Below are 17532 nucleotides of genomic sequence, written 5' to 3' on the forward strand. Positions count from 1 at the left end.
CCATGCCGTAAGGGCCGCTTCGCGACCGGTGGCCCGCCCCGCCGGGGCGGCCACCGGACCGGACGGGCCGGGGTGCGGGCGGTTACTCGAACCGGGAGGTGTCGCCGGCCCCGCGGCGCACGATCTCGGGTTCGCCGCTGGAGAAGTCGACGACGGTGGTGGGTTCGGTGCCGCAGTCGCCGGAGTCGACCACCGCGTCCACCTGGTGGTCGAGCCGCTCCTTGATCTCCCAGCCCTGGGTCAGCGGTTCCGCCTCGTCGGGCAGGAGCAGGGTGCTGGAGAGCAGCGGCTCGCCCAGCTCGGCGAGCAGGGCCTGGGTGACGACGTGGTCGGGGATGCGGACGCCGACCGTCTTCTTCTTGGGGTGGAGCAGCTGGCGCGGCACCTCCTTCGTCGCCGGGAGGATGAAGGTGTACGGGCCGGGGGTGGCGGCCTTGACCGCGCGGAAGACGTCGTTGTCGATGTGCACGAGCTGGCCCAGCTGGGCGAAGTTCGAGCACATGAGGGTGAAGTGGTGCCGGTCGTCGAGGTCGCGGATGGCCCGGATGCGGGTGATGCCGTCCCGGCTGCCGAGTCGGGAGCCGAGCGCGTAGCAGGAGTCGGTCGGGTACGCGACGAGCGCCCCGTTCCGGATGCTGTCGGCCACCGCGCCGATGGTGCGCGGCTGCGGGTTGTCGGGGTGAACGTCGAAGTACTTCGCCATGGGGTCAGTCTAATTTTCGCGGGCGGAGGCGCGCAGCCGGCGCCAGACGGCCTTCGCCGCGTTGTGCCCGGACATGCCGTGGACGCCGGGGCCGGGCGGGGTGGCGGAGGAGCAGAGGAAGACCGCCGGGTGCGGGGTGGCGTAGGGGCGGAGGGAGAGGGTGGGGCGCAGCACCAGCTGGAGGCCGCGGGCGGCGCCGCAGGCGATGTCCCCGCCGACGTAGTTGGCGTTGCGGTCGGCGAGTTCGGGCGGCCCGGCCGTGGCGCGGGCCAGGACGCGGTCGCGGAAGCCTGGGGCGAAGCGCTCGATCTGACGCTCGATCGCCTCGGTGAGGTCGCCCCGCCAGCCGTTCGGCACATGGCCGTACGCCCAGAACACGTGCTTGCCCTCGGGGGCGCGGGACGGGTCGACGAGGCTGGGCTGGGCGGTGATGAGGAAGGGCGTGTCGGGGGCGGTGCCGGAGGAGGCCTGGCGCAGGGCGGTGTCGATGTCCCCGGCGGTGGGGCCGACCTGGACCGTCCCGGCGCGGCGGGCCTCCTCGGCGGTCCAGGGCACGGGCCCGTCCAGCGCGTAATCGATCTTGAAGGCGCTCGCGCCGTACCGGTAGTGGTCGTAGTGGCCGCCGAACCCGGCGATCCGGGCGAGGGCCGTGGGCGAGGTGTCGAAGACGTAGGCGCGGGCGGGCGGCAGGTCGTCGAGCCGCTTGACCTCGAAGTCGGTGTGGACGGCGCCGCCGAGGTCCTTGAGGTACGCGGTGAGCGCGTCGGAGATGGACTGGGAGCCGCCCCGGGGCACGGGCCAGCCGCCGGCGTGGGCGGCGAGCGCGAAGACGAGACCGACGGCACCCGTGGCGAAGCCGCCCAGCGGGGCGATGACATGGCCGACGAGCCCGGCGAAGAGCGCGCGGGCCTTCTCGTCCCGGAAGCGGCGCATCAGCCAGGTGGAGGGCGGCAGTCCGGCGAGGCCGAAGCGGGCGAGGGTGACGGGGTCGCTGGGCAGCGCGGTGAGCGGCAGCTGCATGAAGTCCCGTGCCAGGGTGTCCCACTTGCCGAGGAAGGGGGCGACGAGCCTGCGGTACGCCCCGGCGTCGCGCGGTCCGAAGGAGGAGGCGGTCTCGGCGACGGAGCGGGCGAGGACGGCCGCGGTGCCGTCGTCCCAGGGGTGGGCCATGGGCAGTTCGGGGTGGAGCCACTCCAGTCCGTACCGGTCCAGGGGCATCGTCCTGAAGACGGGCGACCCGGCCCCGAGGGGGTGCACGGCGGAGCAGGGGTCGTGACGGAAGCCGGGGAGGGTGAGCTCCTCGGTCCTGGCGCCGCCGCCGACCGTGGACCTGGCCTCGAAGACGGCCACGGAGAAGCCGCGGCGGGCCAGTTCGACGGCGGCGGTCAGCCCGTTGGGGCCCGCACCCACGACGACGACATCGAGCATCGACGCATCCTTCGACACCTTCGGACTCCTCACGTCAGCCGATGGCCAGGGTTCTCAGGATAGGCCGGTGGGGGTGGCCGCCCTCACTGCCCCCCGAGGAGGGCGCGGATCCGCTCGGCGGTCGCCGTGTCCCGGGCCGCGGTGAACGGCAGCGCGTTCCCCCCGGTGATCCGGAAGGGCTCCCCGGCCAGGGTCGTGTGCGCGCCGCCCGCCTCGGTGACCAGGAGCAGTCCGGCGGCGTGGTCCCAGGCGTACTCCCAGGAGAAGGCGGTGGCGTCGAGCGTGCCGCGCGCCACGGCGAGGTACTCGAGTCCGGCGGAGCCGCAGGGCCGGGGGGCGACGCCCTCGGTGACCAGGCCGAGCAGGGCGCTCTTCTGGTCCTGGGTGGTGTAGTCGGGGTGCGAGGTGGCGACGGAGAGGACCGCGCCGGGGGTGGGCGAACCGGCTTTCAGCGGCTGCCCGTTGAGGGTGGCGCCCCGGCCGCGCACGGCCACGGCGAACTCGTCGAGGGCGGGCGCGAAGGTCCAGGAGGCGAGCACCTCGCCGTGGAGGGCGAGGGCGACGAGGGTGCAGAAGCCGGGGTCGCCGTGGACGAACTGGCGAGTGCCGTCGACGGGGTCGACGATCCAGACGGGGGCGTCGCCGCGCAGCGCCTCGTAGACGGCGGGGTCGGCGTGGACGGCCTCCTCGCCGACGACCACCGAGCCGGGCAGCAGGGCCGTGAGGGAGGCGGTGAGGTGGGCCTCGGCCTCGCGGTCGGCGACGGTGACCAGGTCGTGCGGGCCGTTCTTCTCGACGATGTCGTCGGCGGCCAGCTGCCGGAAGCGCGGCATGATCTCGGCGGCGGCCGCCTTGCGGACCGCCTCCTCGACCTCGGTCGTACGGCCGTCGAGGACGTGCTCAAGGAACTGATCGGTCATGTGTCCAGCTAAGCACGGGGCGCTGACAACCGGACCGTCGCATTCGTCACCCTCCGTTTCCCCGGGGAGTACCCTTTGGCCCAGTTCACCCCTTACACGCAGGGAGGGTTCCGTGCACGGCGCGTACCACGGTGAGTACAAGGTCCCCGGCGGGAAACTGGTGGTCGTCGACCTCGACGCCGAGGACGGGGTCCTGCGGAACGTCCGGGTCGCGGGCGACTTCTTCCTGGAACCGGACGAGGCGATCCTGGCGATCGACCGGGCGCTGGAGGGCGCCCCGGTCGACACGGACGCCCCCGGGCTCGCGGCGCGGATCGACGCGGCGCTGCCGCCGGACACGCGGATGTTCGGGCTGACCTCGGAGGGCGTCGGCGTCGCGGTCCGGCGCGCCCTGGCCCACGCCACGGACTGGACCGACTACGACTGGCAGCTGATCCACGAGCCGCCCCAGTCGCCGGCCCTCCACATGGCGCTCGACGAGGTCCTGACGGCGGAGGTGGCCGCGGGCCGCCGCCCGCCGACCCTGCGGGTCTGGGAGTGGGGCGCCCCCGCGGTGGTCATCGGCAGTTTCCAGTCCCTGCGCAACGAGGTCGACCCGGAGGCGGCCGGGCGGCACGGCATCCAGGTGGTGCGGCGGATCAGCGGGGGCGGGGCCATGTTCATCGAGCCCGGCAACACGATCACGTACTCGCTCTCCGTGCCCGACGCCCTCGTCCAGGGCCTGTCCTTCACCGACAGCTACGCCTACCTCGACGACTGGGTCCTCGGCGCCCTCGGCGACATGGGCGTCCGGGCCTGGTACCAGCCGCTCAACGACATCGCCACGGACGCGGGCAAGATCGCGGGCGCGGCGCAGAAGCGGATCGTGACGGGCCGGGGAGCGGTCCTGCACCACGTGACGATGGCGTACGACATCGACGCGGACAAGATGACGGAGGTGCTCCGGATCGGCCGCGAGAAGCTCTCCGACAAGGGCACGAAGAGCGCGAAGAAGCGGGTGGACCCGCTGCGGCGCCAGACGGGCCTGCCGCGCGAGGCGGTGATCGAGCGGATGATCGCCTCCTTCCGCGGCCGGTACGGGCTGTCCGGGGGCCACGTCACGGAGGACGAGCTGACGCGGGCGAAGGAGCTGGCGGAGACGAAGTTCGGCACGGCGGAGTGGACGGCGCGGGTGCCGTAGCCCGGCCGGTACGACGGTCGGGCGACGCGGAGAGGACGGCGCGGGTACGACGGTCCGGCGACGCGGAGAGGACGGCGCGGGCGGCGCCGGTGCCGTGCTCCGGCCGCGCGGGCGTGCGTAGGGTGGCGCCATGCGTGTCGAGGGTCCGGTGAAGCCCGGTCTGCGGATGGAGAGCGCCGACGGGCGCCGGCTGGTGCTGCTCCAGGGCGCGGACCCCGTCCTCTTCGCCCGGCAGCGGGCCACCCACCGCGGTCTGCACTACGCGCGCACCGGACGGTACGCCTCTCCGCTGCCCCCGCCGCGGGCCGAACGGGCCCGTGCGGTGGCGGAGTTCGCGGCACCGGGTTCGGCGGAGTGGTCGGAGCGGTGGGCCGCGTTCGCGGAGGCGGAGCTCAGGACGGCGGCCGACGGGCCGCTCCACACGGGCGAGTGGCTGCTGGCCCCGGACGCCCACCGGTGGTTCGTGGACGCCAACTGGCCCAAGCTCCTGGCCCACGATCCGGACCGGGGCCATCTGACCTGGTTCGGATACGGCGACCCGGTGGAGGACGCGCGCGATCTGCTGCCGCTGCGGGCGCTGTCGCGTCCGGAGGCGCCGCGGGTGAAGGCGTACCGCCGTCAGTACCGCGAGGGCGTGCTGCCGCCGGTGTTCGCCTGGTGGATCAGCGGGCTCAACTCCCCGGTGGTCCTCGACGGTCACGACCGTCTGACGGCGGCGCTCGCGGAGGGCGGCCGGCCGGAGGTGCTCCTCCTGTCGCGGGCGGCCGACGCCGCGTGGGTGGCGCTCTGCGCCGAGCGCCAGGTGATCGCGTACGAGCAGCGGCTCGCGGCGCTCGACGGCCCGCTCGCCCCGCTGCGGATCGCGAACGAGAGCCGGCGGCTGGCCGCCGACCTCACGGCGATCGTCCACTCCCCCGACCTGACCCGCGCCTGGCCGTTCCCGGGCGGCGCCGCCGCCTGGGACGCGGCGGCGGCCGCGCACGTGCCCGGCTGGGCGCCGGACGCCGAGAGCTGATCAACGGCGCCCGGTCACCGGTCCGGCCCCCTCGTCAGGTGACCACATCCCGCCCGTCTCGTTGATGCCCACGCGGGCCGGTACGGACGTGCGGAAACGTCTCCGCACGCCGTCGGCCCCGGGAACACGGCGCCGACGGTACGGAGATCAGGTGGGACGGGCGAGGAAGCTCATGGCGACGGTCGCGGGCGCGGTGCTGGCGGTGTGCCCCCTCGGGATCGCGCCGCCCGCGCAGGCGGTCGTCGGCGGCCAAGAGGCACGGCCCCACCAGTACCCCTTCATGGCGGGTCTCGTGGACGTGGTGGAGCGCCGGGTGATGTGCGGCGGGGCGCTGATCGGCGGCCGGTACGTGCTCACCGCCGCCCACTGCCTGACGGGCTCGTACGCCGACCCCGCGCGGGTGGGGGTGCTGCTCGGCGACCACGACCTGACGACCGGCACCGACAGCCCGCACGCGGTCCAGCTGACACCCGCCCGCTTCGTCCCGCACCCCGACTACGACCCGGGCACCCAGCTGAACGACATCGCCCTCGTCGAACTCGCCGAGCCGGTCGCGCTCAACCGCGACGTGCGGCCGGTCGGTCTGCCCTCCTCGTCCACGCACGCCCGCCTGGACGGCACGCAGGTCGAGGTCCCCGGCTGGGGCACGACCTCGTTCGGCGGCCGCGCCTCGGACGTCCTGCGGACCGTGGCCCTCGGGACCCTGAGCAACACGGCCTGCGCGAGCCGGGGCATGGAGCAGGTCGCGCCCACCCAGATCTGCACGTACGCCCCCGGCCGGGACACCTGCCAGTACGACTCCGGCGGCCCCCTGGTCCGGGTGGTGGGGGGCCGGCCGTACGTCGTGGGTCTGGTGTCCTACGGCAGGGCGTGCGCCACCGACACCCCCGCCGTGAACACCCGTGTCCGCTCGTACCTCAGCTGGATCGAGCGGACGACCGGACGGCTCCCCCGCGTCTCATGAGGGCCGTGTAGAGGAGCAGCGAGGCGGCGAGGCCGACGGCCCAGCCGTAGTCGGCGAGCGGTTTCAGGAAGGGGACGAGACCGTCCTCGGGGAACGGCCCGGCGCCCGGGGCCGAGTGGGAGCCGCCGACGGCGAGGACGCCGCCGACCAGGAAGGCGAGCACGGCCGCCGGGTTCCAGCCGCCCCGGTACCAGTAGGGGCCGTCGGCGCGGTAGAGCCCTTCGAGGTCGAGGACGGTGCGGCGGACGAGCCAGTAGTCGGCGATCAGGATGCCGGCGACCGTTCCGAGGAGGCCGCCGACGAGACCGAGCCAGGTGAAGATGTACAGCTCGGGGGTGGCGGTCAGCTTCCACGGCATGATCAGCACGCCGACGACGCCGGTGATCAGCGCGCCCGTACGGAAGTCGATCCGCTTCGGGGCGAGGTTGGCGAGGTCGTAGGCCGGTGAGACCACGTTGGCCGCGATGTTCACCGAGAGGGTCGCCACGACCACGGTGACCAGGGCGAAGAGCAGTCCGAAGACGTTGTCGGTCTTGGCGGCGAGCGCCACCGGGTCCCAGACGGGCGCCCCGTACACGGCCTGGGAGCCGGAGGTGACGAGCACCGACAGCAGCGCGAACAGGGTCATGGTGGTGGGGAGGCCGAGGGTCTGGCCCCAGACCTGGGCGCGCTGGCCGGCGCCGAAGCGGGTGAAGTCGGGGATGTTGAGGCTGAGCGTGGCCCAGAAGGCGATCATGCCCATGAGGGAGGGGAAGAAGACGGGCCAGAAGTCGGCGCCCCAGCCGAGCTTCGACGGCTGGTCGAGCAGCGGCCCGAGGCCGCCCGCCTTGGCCGCCACCCACCAGAGGAGGACGAGCGCGCCGACGATGACGAACGGCGCGGCCCAGTTCTCGAAGCGGCGCAGGGCCTCCATCCCCCGGTAGATGATGGCGAGTTCGAGGGCCCAGAAGAGGACGAAGCAGAGCCAGAGCGTCCAGGGCTGGCCGCCGATCCTCGACGCCTCCGCCCAGCCGCCGAACATCTTGTCGAGCAGGATGAAGACGCCCTGGCCGCCGATCCAGGTCTGGATGCCGAACCAGGCGCAGGCGACGCCGGCCCTGATCAGGGCGGGCAGGTTCGCCCCGCGCAGACCGAAGGAGGCGCGGGCCAGGACGGGGAAGGGGATGCCGTACTTCGGTCCGGCGTGGCCGGTGAGCAGCATCGGGAGGAGGACGATCACATTGGCCAGGGCGATCGTGAGGACCGCCTGCTTCCAGTCCATGCCGAGGGCGACGAGACCGGAGGCGAGCAGCCAGGAGGGGATGTTGTGGGCCATGCCGACCCAGAGGGCGGCGAAATTGTAGGTGGTCCAGCGGCGCCGGGCGACGGGGACGGGGAGCAGGTCCTCGTTGACGAATCGGGGGTCGCCGGGGGCCGTGCCCGGCGGGAGTTCGACACGGCCGTCGGATATGACGGGTCTTCCGGCGGGTCTGGTGGTGGTCATGACGGCGGAACCCTTCGTTCGGGGACGGGAACGAGGCCGTGCGGGGCGTAGGGGGTTCGGCGGAGGCGGGGCGGCGCGGCGGTGCTAGCCCTGGAGCGCCGGGATGATCTCGGAGCCGTAGGTGTCGATCGTGGACTCCTTCGCGTCGTGCATCGCGTACACCGCGAACTGGTCCACGCCCATGTCCCGGAGGCGTCGCAGTTTCTCGACGTGGGCCTCGGCCGGGCCGAGGAGGCAGAAGCGGTCGACGATCTCGTCGGGGACGAAGTCGGTGGACGGGTTCCCGGAGCGGCCGTGGTGGCTGTAGTCGTAGCCGTGCCGGTCCTTGATGTACGCGGTGAGCTCCTCCGGCACCATCCCGGAGTGCTCGCCGTACTTCTCCACCAGGTCGGCCACGTGGTTGCCGACCATGCCGCCGAACCAGCGGCACTGGTCGCGGGCGTGCGCCAGGTCGTCGCCGACGTAGGCGGGCGCGGCGACGCAGATGGTGAGGGCGTCGGGGTCGCGGCCGGCGTCGGTGGCGGCCTGCCGGACGGCCTTGACCATCCATTCGGTGAGGAAGGGGTCGGCGAGCTGGAGGATGAACCCGTCGGCCTTCTGTCCGGCGAGGGCGAGCGCCTTGGGGCCGTAGGCGGCCATCCAGACGGGGAGCTTCCCGTTCTTGATCCAGGGGATGCGGACCGGGCTGCCGTCGACGAGGGCCTCGCGTCCCTCGGCCAGGTCGCGGATGACGTCGATGGCCTCGCCGAGCCGGGCGAGGGTGTTGGGCCTGCGGCCGGCGACGCGCATCGCGGAGTCGCCGCGGCCGATGCCGCAGACGGTCCGGTTGCCGAACATGTCGTTGAGGGTCGCGAAGGTGGAGGCGGTCACCTCCCATGTCCTCGTGCCCGGGTTCGTCACCATCGGGCCGACGTGGAGCCTGGTGGTGTGCTCCAGGATCTGGCTGTAGACGACGAAGGGCTCCTGCCACAGCACGGCGGAGTCGAAGGTCCAGCCGTAGCGGAAGCCGTTGCGCTCCGCCCGGCGCATCAGCCCGACGACCTGGGAGGCGGGCGGGTCGGTCTGCAGGACAAGTCCGAAGTCCACGCGGGACCTCCTGGTTCGTTCGGTACGGCTCGGTTCAGTTCAGGTACTGACAGGTGGCCCTGGGGGTGAAGGTGCCGTGCCCCGCGTGCCCGACGTACGTCCGCCGGTCGATGACGAGTTCGCCGCGCGAGAGGACCGTCTCGACCTGGCCCGTGACCGTCCGTCCCTCGTACGCGGAGTAGTCGACGTTCATGTGGTGGGTCTCGGCGGAGAGGGTCTGGCGGGCGTGCGGGTCGTAGATGACGACGTCGGCGTCCGAGCCCGGGGCGATGGTGCCCTTCTGCGGGTAGAGGCCGAACATCCGGGCCGGTGTCGCGCAGGCGATCTCGATCCAGCGGCGGCGGGAGATGTGGCCGTCGACGACGGCCTGGTGGAGGAGGTCCATGCGGTTCTCCACCCCGGGGAGCCCGTTGGGGATCTTGGAGAAGTCGTCGCGGCCGAGGTCCTTCTGCCCCGTGAAGCAGAAGGGGCAGTGGTCGGTGGAGACGACCTGGAGGTCGTTGGTGCGCAGGCCGCGCCAGAGCGCCGCCTGGTGCTGCTTGGGCCGCAGCGGGGTGCTGCACACGTACTTCGCGCCTTCGAAGCCCGGCTCCGCGAGGTTGTCGGTGGAGAGGAAGAGGTACTGCGGGCAGGTCTCGCCGAAGACGGGGAGGCCCTTGTCGCGGGCGGTGGCGATCTCGGCGACGGCCTCCTCCGCCGAGACGTGGACGACGTAGAGCGGCGCCCCGGCGACCCGGGCGAGCTGGATCGCCCGGTGCGTGGCCTCGGCCTCCAGGAGGGCCTTGCGGACCTCGCCGTGGTAGCGGGGGTCGGTCTCGCCGCGGGCCAGGGCCTGTTCGACGAGGACGTCGATGGCGATGCCGTTCTCGGCGTGCATCATGATCAGCCCGCCGTTCTCGGCGGAGCGCTGCATGGCGCGCAGGATCCGGCCGTCGTCGCTGTAGAAGACGCCGGGGTAGGCCATGAACAGCTTGAAGGAGGTGATGCCCTCCTGGACGAGCTTGTCCATCTCCTTGAGCGTGTGCTCGTTGACGTCGGAGAGGATCATGTGGAACGCGTAGTCGATCGAGCAGTTGCCGTCGGCCTTGGCGTACCAGGCGTCGAGCCCTTCGCGCAGGGCCTGGCCGACGCTCTGCACGGCGAAGTCGACGATGGTGGTGGTGCCGCCCCAGGCCGCGGCGCGGGTGCCGGTCTCGAAGGTGTCGGAGGCGAAGGTGCCGCCGAAGGGCAGCTCCATGTGGGTGTGGGCGTCGACGCCGCCGGGCAGCACGTAGCGGTCGGTGGCGTCGATGGTCCGCTCGGCGGTCCAGCCGGCCGCCACGTCCGAGCCGTGGGCCGCGAGCGCGACCACGCGGCCGTCCTCGATCAGCACGTCGGCATGGAGTTCGTCGGCGGCGGTGACGACGAGGCCGCCCCGGATGACGGTACGGGTGCTCACGGAACTCTCCTGCGTGAGGAAGCGGGAAATGCCGGGACTACAGGGCTCGGAGCGCCGCTTCGAGGAGGGCGGCGCCCTCTTCGGCCTCGGCGACGGTGAGCGAGAGCGGCGGGGCGATGCGCAGGGTGCTGGTGTTGTGGCCGCCGCCCTTGCCGATCAGCAGGCCGTTGTCCCGGGCGGCTTCCAGGACGGTGGCGGCCGCGTCCGGGGCGGCCCGGTCGGTGCCCGGCTCGGTGAGTTCGATGCCGATCATGAGGCCGCGTCCGCGGACCTCCCGGACGGCCGGGACTCCGGCGCAGGCGGCCCTGATCCGCTCGATGAGGAGGCCGCCGACGCGGCGCGCGTTGCCCTGGAGGTCGTGCTCCAGGAGGTACGACAGGTTGGCGAGCCCGGCGGCCATCGTGACGGGCGAACCGCCGAAGGTGGAGATGGAGTTGGCGTCGAGGGTGTTCATGATCTCGGCGCGGGCGACGACGCCGCCGACGGACATGCCGTTGCCGATGCCCTTGGCGAAGGTGAGGATGTCGGGCGGTCCGGCCTGCCCGTGGGCCTGCCAGCCCCAGAAGTTGTCGCCGGTGCGGCCCCAGCCGGTCTGTACCTCGTCGGAGATCCAGAGGATGCCGTGCCGGTCGAGGACGCGGCGGAAGGCGGCGTACAGGCCGTCGGGCGGGGAGGTGAAGCCGCCGACGCCCTGGACGGGTTCGGCGATGAGGGCGGCGACCTCCCGGGTGTGGCCGAGGAGGTCTTCGAGGTCGGCGACGCAGGCCTCGATGAAACGCTCGTCGGTGTACTGGGCGTACGGGCCCCGGGTGCGGACGCCGCCGTGCACGTACAGGGTCTGCAGCGGGGAGAGGCCGGTGGGCGACCAGGCGCGGTTGCCGGTGATGCCGACGGTGGAGAAGGAGCGGCCGTGGTAGCTGTTCCGCATGGCCAGGATCTGGTTCGAGCGGCGGTACGCGGTGGCCAGGAGGAGCGCCGTGTCGTTGGCCTCGGTGCCGGAGGTGGTGAAGAAGACCCGGGCGTCGGGGATGCCGGAGAGTCCGGCGATCCGCTCGGCGAGCTCCACCATCGGGCGGTTGAGGTAGAGCGTCGAGGAGTGGATGATCCGCCCGGCCTGGTCGGCGACGGCCTTGGTCACCTCGGGCAGGGCGTGGGCGGTCATGGTGGTGAGGATGCCGCCGAAGAAGTCGAGGTACCTGCGCCCCTCGGCGTCCCAGACGTGGCGGCCCTCGCCGTGGGTGATCTCGATCGGGTCCTTGTAGTACAGGGCGACCCAGTCGGGGATGACGGCCTTGTGCCGGTCGAAGAGACTGCTCACGGCTGCACCAGCCCGTCGTAGGCGTCGGGGCGGCGGTCGCGGTAGAACGCCCACTGCTGGCGGACCTGCTCGATGAGACCGAAGTCGAGGTCGCGGACGACGAGTTCCTCGGCCTTGTCGGAGGCGACGTCGCCGACGAACTGGCCGCGCGGGTCGACGAAGTAGCTGGTGCCGTAGAAGTCGTTGTCGCCGTACTCCTCCTCGCCGACCCGGTTGATGGCGGCGACGAAGTACTCGTTGGCGACGGCGGCCGCGGGCTGCTCCAGCTGCCAGAGGTAGGAGGAGAGGCCGCGCGAGGTGGCGGACGGGTTGTAGACCAACTGGGCTCCGTTGAGGCCGAGTTGGCGCCATCCCTCGGGGAAGTGCCGGTCGTAGCAGATGTAGACCCCGACCCGGCCGACGGCGGTGTCGAAGACCGGCCAGCCGGCGTTCCCCGGGCGGAAGTAGTACTTCTCCCAGAAGCCCTTGACCTGGGGGATGTGGTGCTTGCGGTACTTGCCGAGGTAGCTGCCGTCGGCGTCGATCACGGCGGCGGTGTTGTAGTAGAAGCCCTCGCCCTCGACCTCGAAGACGGGGACCACGATCACCATCCCGGTCTCCCGGGCGAGGTCCCGCATCCGGTTCACGGTCGGTCCGTCGGGGACGGGCTCGGCCCAGCGGTAGTGCTCGGGTTCCTGGACCTGGCAGAAGTAGGGGGCGTTGAACACCTCCTGGAAGCCGATCACCTTGGCACCCTGCCGGGCCGCCTCCCGGGCGTACTCCTCGTGTTTGGCGATCATGGATTCGGTGTCGCCCGTCCAGGTCGCCTGGACGAGCGCGGCGCGTACGACGTCGGTCATGAGCTGCTCCTTCGGCACGGCGTCAGAGAGCCTCTACGCACGTAGACGCGGTGCGTAGGAGGAGAACGTAAGCCCCGTCACACCCCGGAGCAAGACCGCCGCCGCTAAGCGGCCGGGTCGATCATGTTTCATACCCGAGTGGTCCACGTCGGACACGTACCGACACGTACCGGCAACGACCGACACGTGCGGAGGGGAGGGACGCGGGCCGCCGCCGCGCGGGGCGGACCGCCCTTCCCGTCGGGCCTTCCCGTCAGGCTCCGGCGACCCCCGCCACCCGGAGGGCGTGGACCAGGTCGCGCTCGCGGGACACGGACACGGCGCGGGCCGCTTCGAGGAGTTGGGGAACGAGCCCGCGCGGGTCCTCGGCCGCGAGGCGGGCCCCGTCCTCGGGAGCGCGGACGCGGACGAAGGCGGTGAGCAGGGCGTGGGCCTCACGATGATGCCCCTCGGCCCGCAGGGCGGCGCACGCCCCGGCCAGCTCCTCGACGGGGCGCGCCACGCCCTGGCGGAGGAGTTGCTCGCAGTCGGCGGACCGGCCCGCGTCGGCGAGCGTCCCGGCGACGGCGGCCAGCCGGGCGGGCGGCAGCGAGGCCGCCTCCCAGAGCAGGACGGACCAGTCGGCGCCGAGTCCCACCCGGTGCAGCTCCCCGGCGAGGGCGGGCAGCCGGCCCGGCGGTCCGTCGAGCGCCTCGCAGAGCAGGGCGTGGGCCTCGCCGCTACGGCCCTGGGCGCGGAGCCGCTGGAGGGCGTAGACCGCGTTGGCCGCGGCGCGGGCGGCCCGGACCGGGTCGACCTCGGGGGCGGCGGTGACACCGACCTCCTCGGGCGCGGCGGCGCCCCCGAACCGGGCGCCGCGGGGTGCCGCTCCCCCGGCCGGGAGCACCGGCACGGACACGGGAGCGGTCACCGGCCCGTCGCCCTCGGCGCCGCCCTCCAGCCAGGCGTACCGCGCGCCACGGGGGCGGCGCCTGTCCTTGGCGGGGCGGGCGCGGGGACTCGGGGCCGGGGCGGCGGGGGCCCACGAAGGGCCGGTGGGCGCCGAGGGCGGTGAGCCGGCACGCGTCGGTCCCGGGCCGTCCGCCGGGCCCTCCCCGAGCCGGGCGAGCCGGGCCGTCAGGTCCGCGACCCGCGCGAGCGCCCTCGCGTGGTCGTCGCGGGTCCAGGCGAGGTCGTGCTCCAGCCGGGCCGTCTCCTCCGGCCCCGGGGCCGGGGCCGTGCGGAGCCGGTCTCCGAGGTCAAGGGCGCGGGATTCGGCGTACCGGCGCTCGCGCTCCATCAGCTCCCGGCGTTCGGCGAGCGCCGCCGCTCCGCCGGGGCGGTGGTCATGGACCCCGACGGCCCCCGCGTACAGCCTCCTGCCCCGGACGGCGAGCGGGCCGTCGGGCGTCTCCCCGGCGTCCTGGAGCAGGGACTCGACGACGTCCCAGGGCAGGATCTCCACCCCGTCGAAGCAGGCCCGCAGCCCTTCGGGGTCGCGCTCGGCGAAGACCTCGTACCAGCCGCCTCCCGGCGGGATGCGACCCGCGAGCTCCCTCAGCCAGGAGGTGAACGTGGCGACTTCCGCCGGGAGTTGATACACCGTCATGCGATACGCACCTGCCCCGCAGTCGACTGGAGCCTTCCGGTCCGCGGGTATTGGACCGCAGTCGTGTTACGGGACGACTACGGACCGTTTTCCTTCAGGTGCCCCACCGTGCAATTCACCCGAATCGCACGACGATCCCGGTGTGGGGGCGCTTCCCGAGCCGTGCGATCGTGGCCGGCACGTCGACCAGCCAGAACCGCCAGGTGTACTTGCGCAGGAGGAGCCGCCGGATCCGGCGCAGCTCCTCCCCCTCCACGAGCCGGCCCTCGCCGGTGAAGCGCTCGGCGCCCTCGGCGATGTTCCCGCGCAGGTCACAGGCGGTCACCTCGATCCTGGGGTCGTTCCGCAGGCGCTTGACCTTCCAGGAGTCGGTACGGGTCCAGGCGTAGAGCGCGGAGTCGTCCACGGCGTACCAGACGGGTGTGGCGACTCCGGTGCCGTTCTTCCGGTAGGTGGTCAGGCTGACGTAGTGGCCGCGCCGCAGCTCTTCGGGGATCATGCCCGGGAGCCTATGCCGGACGCGGCCGACGGCGCGGCTCAGGGTGGCGCGCCTCAGACCGGCACGAGCGCGCACCGGACGACCAGTTCGTCCATGGAGAGGCCGAGGACCCCGGCGAGGGCCGCGACGGTGAAGAAGGCCGGGGTCGGGGCCCGGCCGGTCTCGATCTTGCGGAGGGTCTCGGCGGAGAGTCCGGCGGCGGAGGCGATCTCCACCATGGACCGTCCGCCGCGCGCGTCGCGCAGGAACTGTCCGAGCCGCTCGCCGCGCTCGCGCTCTTCGGGGGTCAGGGGTGTGCGCACCATGCCGCCATTCTAATACCGGTATAGTAATTGGCATGGTGGAGATCAAGACGAACGAGAACCTGGCCGCGATGCGTGAGGCGGGAAGGGTCGTGGCCCGCGCCCTGGCGGCCGTACGGGAGAAGGCGGCGCCCGGCGTCGCGCTGACCGAGCTGGACCGCGCCGCGAGGGAGGTGCTCGCCGAGGCCGGCGCCGGTTCGCCGTTCCTCGACTACCACCCGGAGTGGGCGCCCGTACCGTTCCCCGCGGTCGTGTGCGTCTCCGTGAACGACGCCATCGTCCACGGCATCCCGGACGGCACCCGGCTCGCCCCCGGCGACCTCGTCTCCGCGGACTGCGGGGCGCTGCTCGGCGGCTGGGCGGGCGACGCGGCCGTCAGCTTCACGGTGGGACCGGCCCGGCCGGAGGACACCCGGCTGATCGGCGCGGCGGAGGAGGCCCTGGAGGCGGGCATCGCGGCGGCCGTCGTCGGCAACCGCGTCGGGGACATCGCGCACGCGATCGGCCGGGTCTGCCGCGCCGCCGGGTACGGCGTGCCGGACGGCTTCGGCGGCCACGGGATCGGCCGCACCATGCACGAGGACCCGGGCGTCCCCAACGAGGGACGCCCGGGCCGGGGCATGAAGCTGCGCCACGGGATGGTGCTGGCGATCGAGCCGATGCTCATCGGGGGCGGCACGGACGACCACTACACGGCGGGCGACGGCTGGACGATCCGCACGCTCGACGGCTCGCGCGCCTCGCACGCGGAGCACACGGTGGCGATCACCGACGAGGGCCCGCGCATCCTGACGGCGCTGTAGGACGAGGCGCCGCCGGACCGACCCGGCCACGGGCGGCCCGGCGGATCAGGTCCGCCGGGCGGCTACCTCCCCGCGGGCCGGACCACCATCGCCGACCCGCCGCCCCTGCGGACCGTCTCGGCGGCGGCGACCCAGCGGCCGTCCGGCAGGCGCTGGACGCCCGTGGCGGCGCCGATCTCCGGGTTCTGCCGGAACCCGTGCCCGATCGCCTCCAGTTCGGCCCTGACCGGGCTGTTCCACAGGCCGGGTTCGAGTTCGGTGGTGGTCTGGTTGCGCTGGCTGGCGCGCGGCGCGGCGATCGCGTCGACGAGCGGCAGGCCCCGGTCGACGACCCCGGTGAGGGTCTGCAGGACCGTCGTGATGATGGTCGCTCCGCCCGGGGAACCGAGGGCGAGCACGGGCCGGTCGTGCCGGTCGAGGACGATCGTCGGGGAGATCGAGGAGCGCGGCCGCTTGCCGGGGCCGGGCAGGTTCGGGTCGTGCACGGCGGGGTTGGCCGGGGCGAAGGAGAAGTCGGTCAGCTCGTTGTTGAGCAGGAAGCCGCGGCCCGGGACGGTGATGCCGCTGCCTCCGGTGGACTCGATGGTGAGCGTGTACGCGACGACGTTGCCCCACTTGTCGGCCGCCGTGAGGTGGGTGGTGTTCTCCCCCTCGAAGGTGGTGGGGGCCGCCGTGCCGCCGCTCGCGCACGGCACCGGGTTCGCGGGGTCGCCGGGTGCGAGGGGGCTGGTGAGGACGGCGTCGTCGCGGATGAGGCAGGCGCGCGAGTCGGCGTACCGCTGGGACAGCAGACCGCGGGTCGGCACGGACTCGAAGGCCGGGTCGCCGACCCAGCGGCCCCGGTCGGCGAAGGCGATGCGGCTGGCCTCGATGAAGCGGTGGAGGTAGCGGGCCTGGGAGGCGCGCGCGAGGTCGGTGCCTTCGAGGATGTTGAGCGCCTCGCCGACGCTCGTGCCGCCGGAGGAGGAGGGTGCCATGCCGTAGACGTCGAGCCCCCGGTAGGAGACCTTCGTCGGCCTACGGGACTCGGTGCGGTACGCGGCGAGGTCGCGCTCCGTCAGGTCGCCGGGGCGGACCTTCCGGGTGGCTCCCTCGCGGACCTGCGGCTCGCGGACGGTGTTGACGATGTCGCGGGCGAGCGGGCCGCGGTAGAGGGCGCCGACGCCCTCGCGGCCGAGCTTCTCGTACGTGCGGGCCAGGTCGGGGTTCTTGAAGACCGAGCCGACCACCGGCAGCCGGCCGTCCGGCAGGAAGAGTGCGGAGGTGGCCGGGAAGTCGCGGAACCGGGCCTCGTTGGCGGCTGTCTGCGCGCGGAAGGTGGCGTCGACGGTGAAGCCGTCGCGGGCCAGCCGCTCGGCGGGTTCGAGCAGGGTCCCCAGCCGTTTGCTGCCCCAGGCGTCGAGGGCGGTCCGCCAGGTCGCGGGGGTGCCGGGGGTGCCGACACCGAGGCCGCTGGTCATGCCCTCCTCGAAGGGGATCGGCGCGCCGTTCTCCACGAAGAGGTCGGCGTCGGCGGAGCGGGGGGCGGTCTCGCGCCCGTCGACGGTGTGCACGGTGCGGCTCTTCGCGTCGTAGTACACGAAGTAGCCTCCGCCGCCGATACCCGCCGAGTACGGCTCGGTGACCCCGAGGGCGGCCGCGACCGCGACGGCGGCGTCCACCGCGTTGCCGCCCTTGCGGAGCACCTCGATCCCGGCGGCCGAGGCGTCGGCGTCGACACTGGCGACGGCGCCGCCGTACCCGACGGCGACGGGCACCTTGGCCGGCGGTGGCGGGGCGGTCACCGGGGCCGGGGGCGGAGCGGCGGCGCCCATCGAGAGCACCGTCGCCGCGACGGCGAGAACGGAGACCTTCCCAGCGGTGGAGCGACGCATTCCCTACCTCCAGTCAATGACCGTCCGCGCAGCGTAACTTCCCCCGGTCCCTCACGTCAGGACCGCCTCGAACAGAGTGCCGTTTCCCCGCT

General features: G+C 73.2%; 16 protein-coding genes. 4 read left to right on the forward strand and 12 right to left on the reverse strand.

Annotation, left to right across the window (positions count from 1 at the left end; translation table 11 throughout):
* Positions 1-82: 82 nt before the first annotated feature.
* The 3 genes from ABT129_RS26165 to ABT129_RS26175 all read right to left on the reverse strand — a co-directional run bounded on the left by ABT129_RS26165 (position 83) and on the right by ABT129_RS26175 (position 3051).
* The gene (locus tag ABT129_RS26165) at positions 83-703 is read right to left on the reverse strand and encodes an L-threonylcarbamoyladenylate synthase (RefSeq protein WP_351906286.1); all 621 of its coding nucleotides are present in this window, start codon (positions 701-703) and stop codon (positions 83-85) included.
* Between the two features lie 9 nt (positions 704-712).
* Positions 713-2131, reverse strand: coding sequence for a phytoene desaturase family protein (locus ABT129_RS26170; protein ID WP_351906446.1), 1419 nt, complete (start codon positions 2129-2131; stop codon positions 713-715).
* 83 nt (positions 2132-2214) lie between these two features.
* Positions 2215-3051 carry an inositol monophosphatase family protein gene (locus ABT129_RS26175; protein ID WP_351906289.1) on the reverse strand — a complete coding sequence of 279 codons (837 nt, stop codon included), beginning with the start codon at positions 3049-3051 and terminating at the stop codon, positions 2215-2217.
* 112 nt (positions 3052-3163) lie between these two features.
* Between ABT129_RS26175 and lplAB the strand changes: the two genes are divergently transcribed.
* The 3 genes from lplAB to ABT129_RS26190 all read left to right on the forward strand — a co-directional run bounded on the left by lplAB (position 3164) and on the right by ABT129_RS26190 (position 6210).
* Positions 3164-4231, forward strand: a complete 1068-nt coding sequence (gene lplAB, locus ABT129_RS26180) for a lipoate-protein ligase LplAB (RefSeq protein WP_351906292.1) — start codon at positions 3164-3166, stop codon at positions 4229-4231.
* 130 nt (positions 4232-4361) lie between these two features.
* Positions 4362-5246 carry a hypothetical protein gene (locus ABT129_RS26185; RefSeq protein WP_351906295.1) on the forward strand — a complete coding sequence of 295 codons (885 nt, stop codon included), beginning with the start codon at positions 4362-4364 and terminating at the stop codon, positions 5244-5246.
* Positions 5247-5418: 172 nt separating this feature from the next.
* Positions 5419-6210 carry a serine protease gene (locus ABT129_RS26190; protein WP_351906298.1) on the forward strand — a complete coding sequence of 264 codons (792 nt, stop codon included), beginning with the start codon at positions 5419-5421 and terminating at the stop codon, positions 6208-6210.
* Here ABT129_RS26190 and ABT129_RS26195 read toward each other — a convergent pair.
* The 8 genes from ABT129_RS26195 to ABT129_RS26230 form a co-directional block, all read right to left on the reverse strand.
* Complete coding sequence (locus ABT129_RS26195) at positions 6164-7693, reverse strand: NCS1 family nucleobase:cation symporter-1 (protein ID WP_351906301.1); 1530 nt, start codon at positions 7691-7693, stop codon at positions 6164-6166. The genes ABT129_RS26190 and ABT129_RS26195 overlap by 47 nt on opposite strands.
* An 84-nt stretch (positions 7694-7777) precedes the next feature.
* Entirely contained in the window at positions 7778-8779 is a 1002-nt protein-coding gene (locus ABT129_RS26200) for a TIGR03842 family LLM class F420-dependent oxidoreductase (protein WP_351906304.1), read from the reverse strand.
* Between the two features lie 34 nt (positions 8780-8813).
* On the reverse strand, positions 8814-10217 hold the full coding sequence (hydA, locus tag ABT129_RS26205) for a dihydropyrimidinase (RefSeq protein WP_351906307.1): 1404 nt from the start codon (positions 10215-10217) through the stop codon (positions 8814-8816).
* Positions 10218-10254: 37 nt separating this feature from the next.
* Positions 10255-11535: an aspartate aminotransferase family protein gene (locus tag ABT129_RS26210; RefSeq protein WP_351906310.1), complete on the reverse strand. Its 1281-nt coding sequence runs from the start codon at positions 11533-11535 to the stop codon at positions 10255-10257.
* Positions 11532-12374 (reverse strand): nitrilase-related carbon-nitrogen hydrolase, encoded by an 843-nt coding sequence (locus ABT129_RS26215; protein ID WP_351906313.1) that lies wholly within the window; start codon positions 12372-12374, stop codon positions 11532-11534. Before ABT129_RS26215 ends, ABT129_RS26210 begins: the two co-directional genes overlap by 4 nt.
* Before the next feature lie 253 nt (positions 12375-12627).
* Positions 12628-13962 carry a UL36 very large tegument protein gene (locus tag ABT129_RS26220; protein WP_351906316.1) on the reverse strand — a complete coding sequence of 445 codons (1335 nt, stop codon included), beginning with the start codon at positions 13960-13962 and terminating at the stop codon, positions 12628-12630.
* 115 nt (positions 13963-14077) lie between these two features.
* Entirely contained in the window at positions 14078-14461 is a 384-nt protein-coding gene (locus ABT129_RS26225; protein ID WP_351906319.1) for a PPOX class F420-dependent oxidoreductase, read from the reverse strand.
* A gap of 53 nt (positions 14462-14514) precedes the next feature.
* Positions 14515-14766 carry a helix-turn-helix domain-containing protein gene (locus ABT129_RS26230; RefSeq protein WP_351906322.1) on the reverse strand — a complete coding sequence of 84 codons (252 nt, stop codon included), beginning with the start codon at positions 14764-14766 and terminating at the stop codon, positions 14515-14517.
* A gap of 32 nt (positions 14767-14798) precedes the next feature.
* On the opposite strand from ABT129_RS26230, the gene map reads away from it, so the two are divergent.
* Positions 14799-15566: a type I methionyl aminopeptidase gene (gene map / locus ABT129_RS26235; protein ID WP_351906324.1), complete on the forward strand. Its 768-nt coding sequence runs from the start codon at positions 14799-14801 to the stop codon at positions 15564-15566.
* A 62-nt stretch (positions 15567-15628) separates the two neighbouring features.
* Here map and ggt read toward each other — a convergent pair whose 3' ends face one another.
* Complete coding sequence (gene ggt, locus ABT129_RS26240) at positions 15629-17440, reverse strand: gamma-glutamyltransferase (protein ID WP_351906327.1); 1812 nt, start codon at positions 17438-17440, stop codon at positions 15629-15631.
* Positions 17441-17532 lie beyond the last annotated feature (92 nt).

Source organism: Streptomyces sp. NPDC002057, assembly GCF_040296665.1.
Lineage (GTDB): Bacteria > Actinomycetota > Actinomycetes > Streptomycetales > Streptomycetaceae > Streptomyces.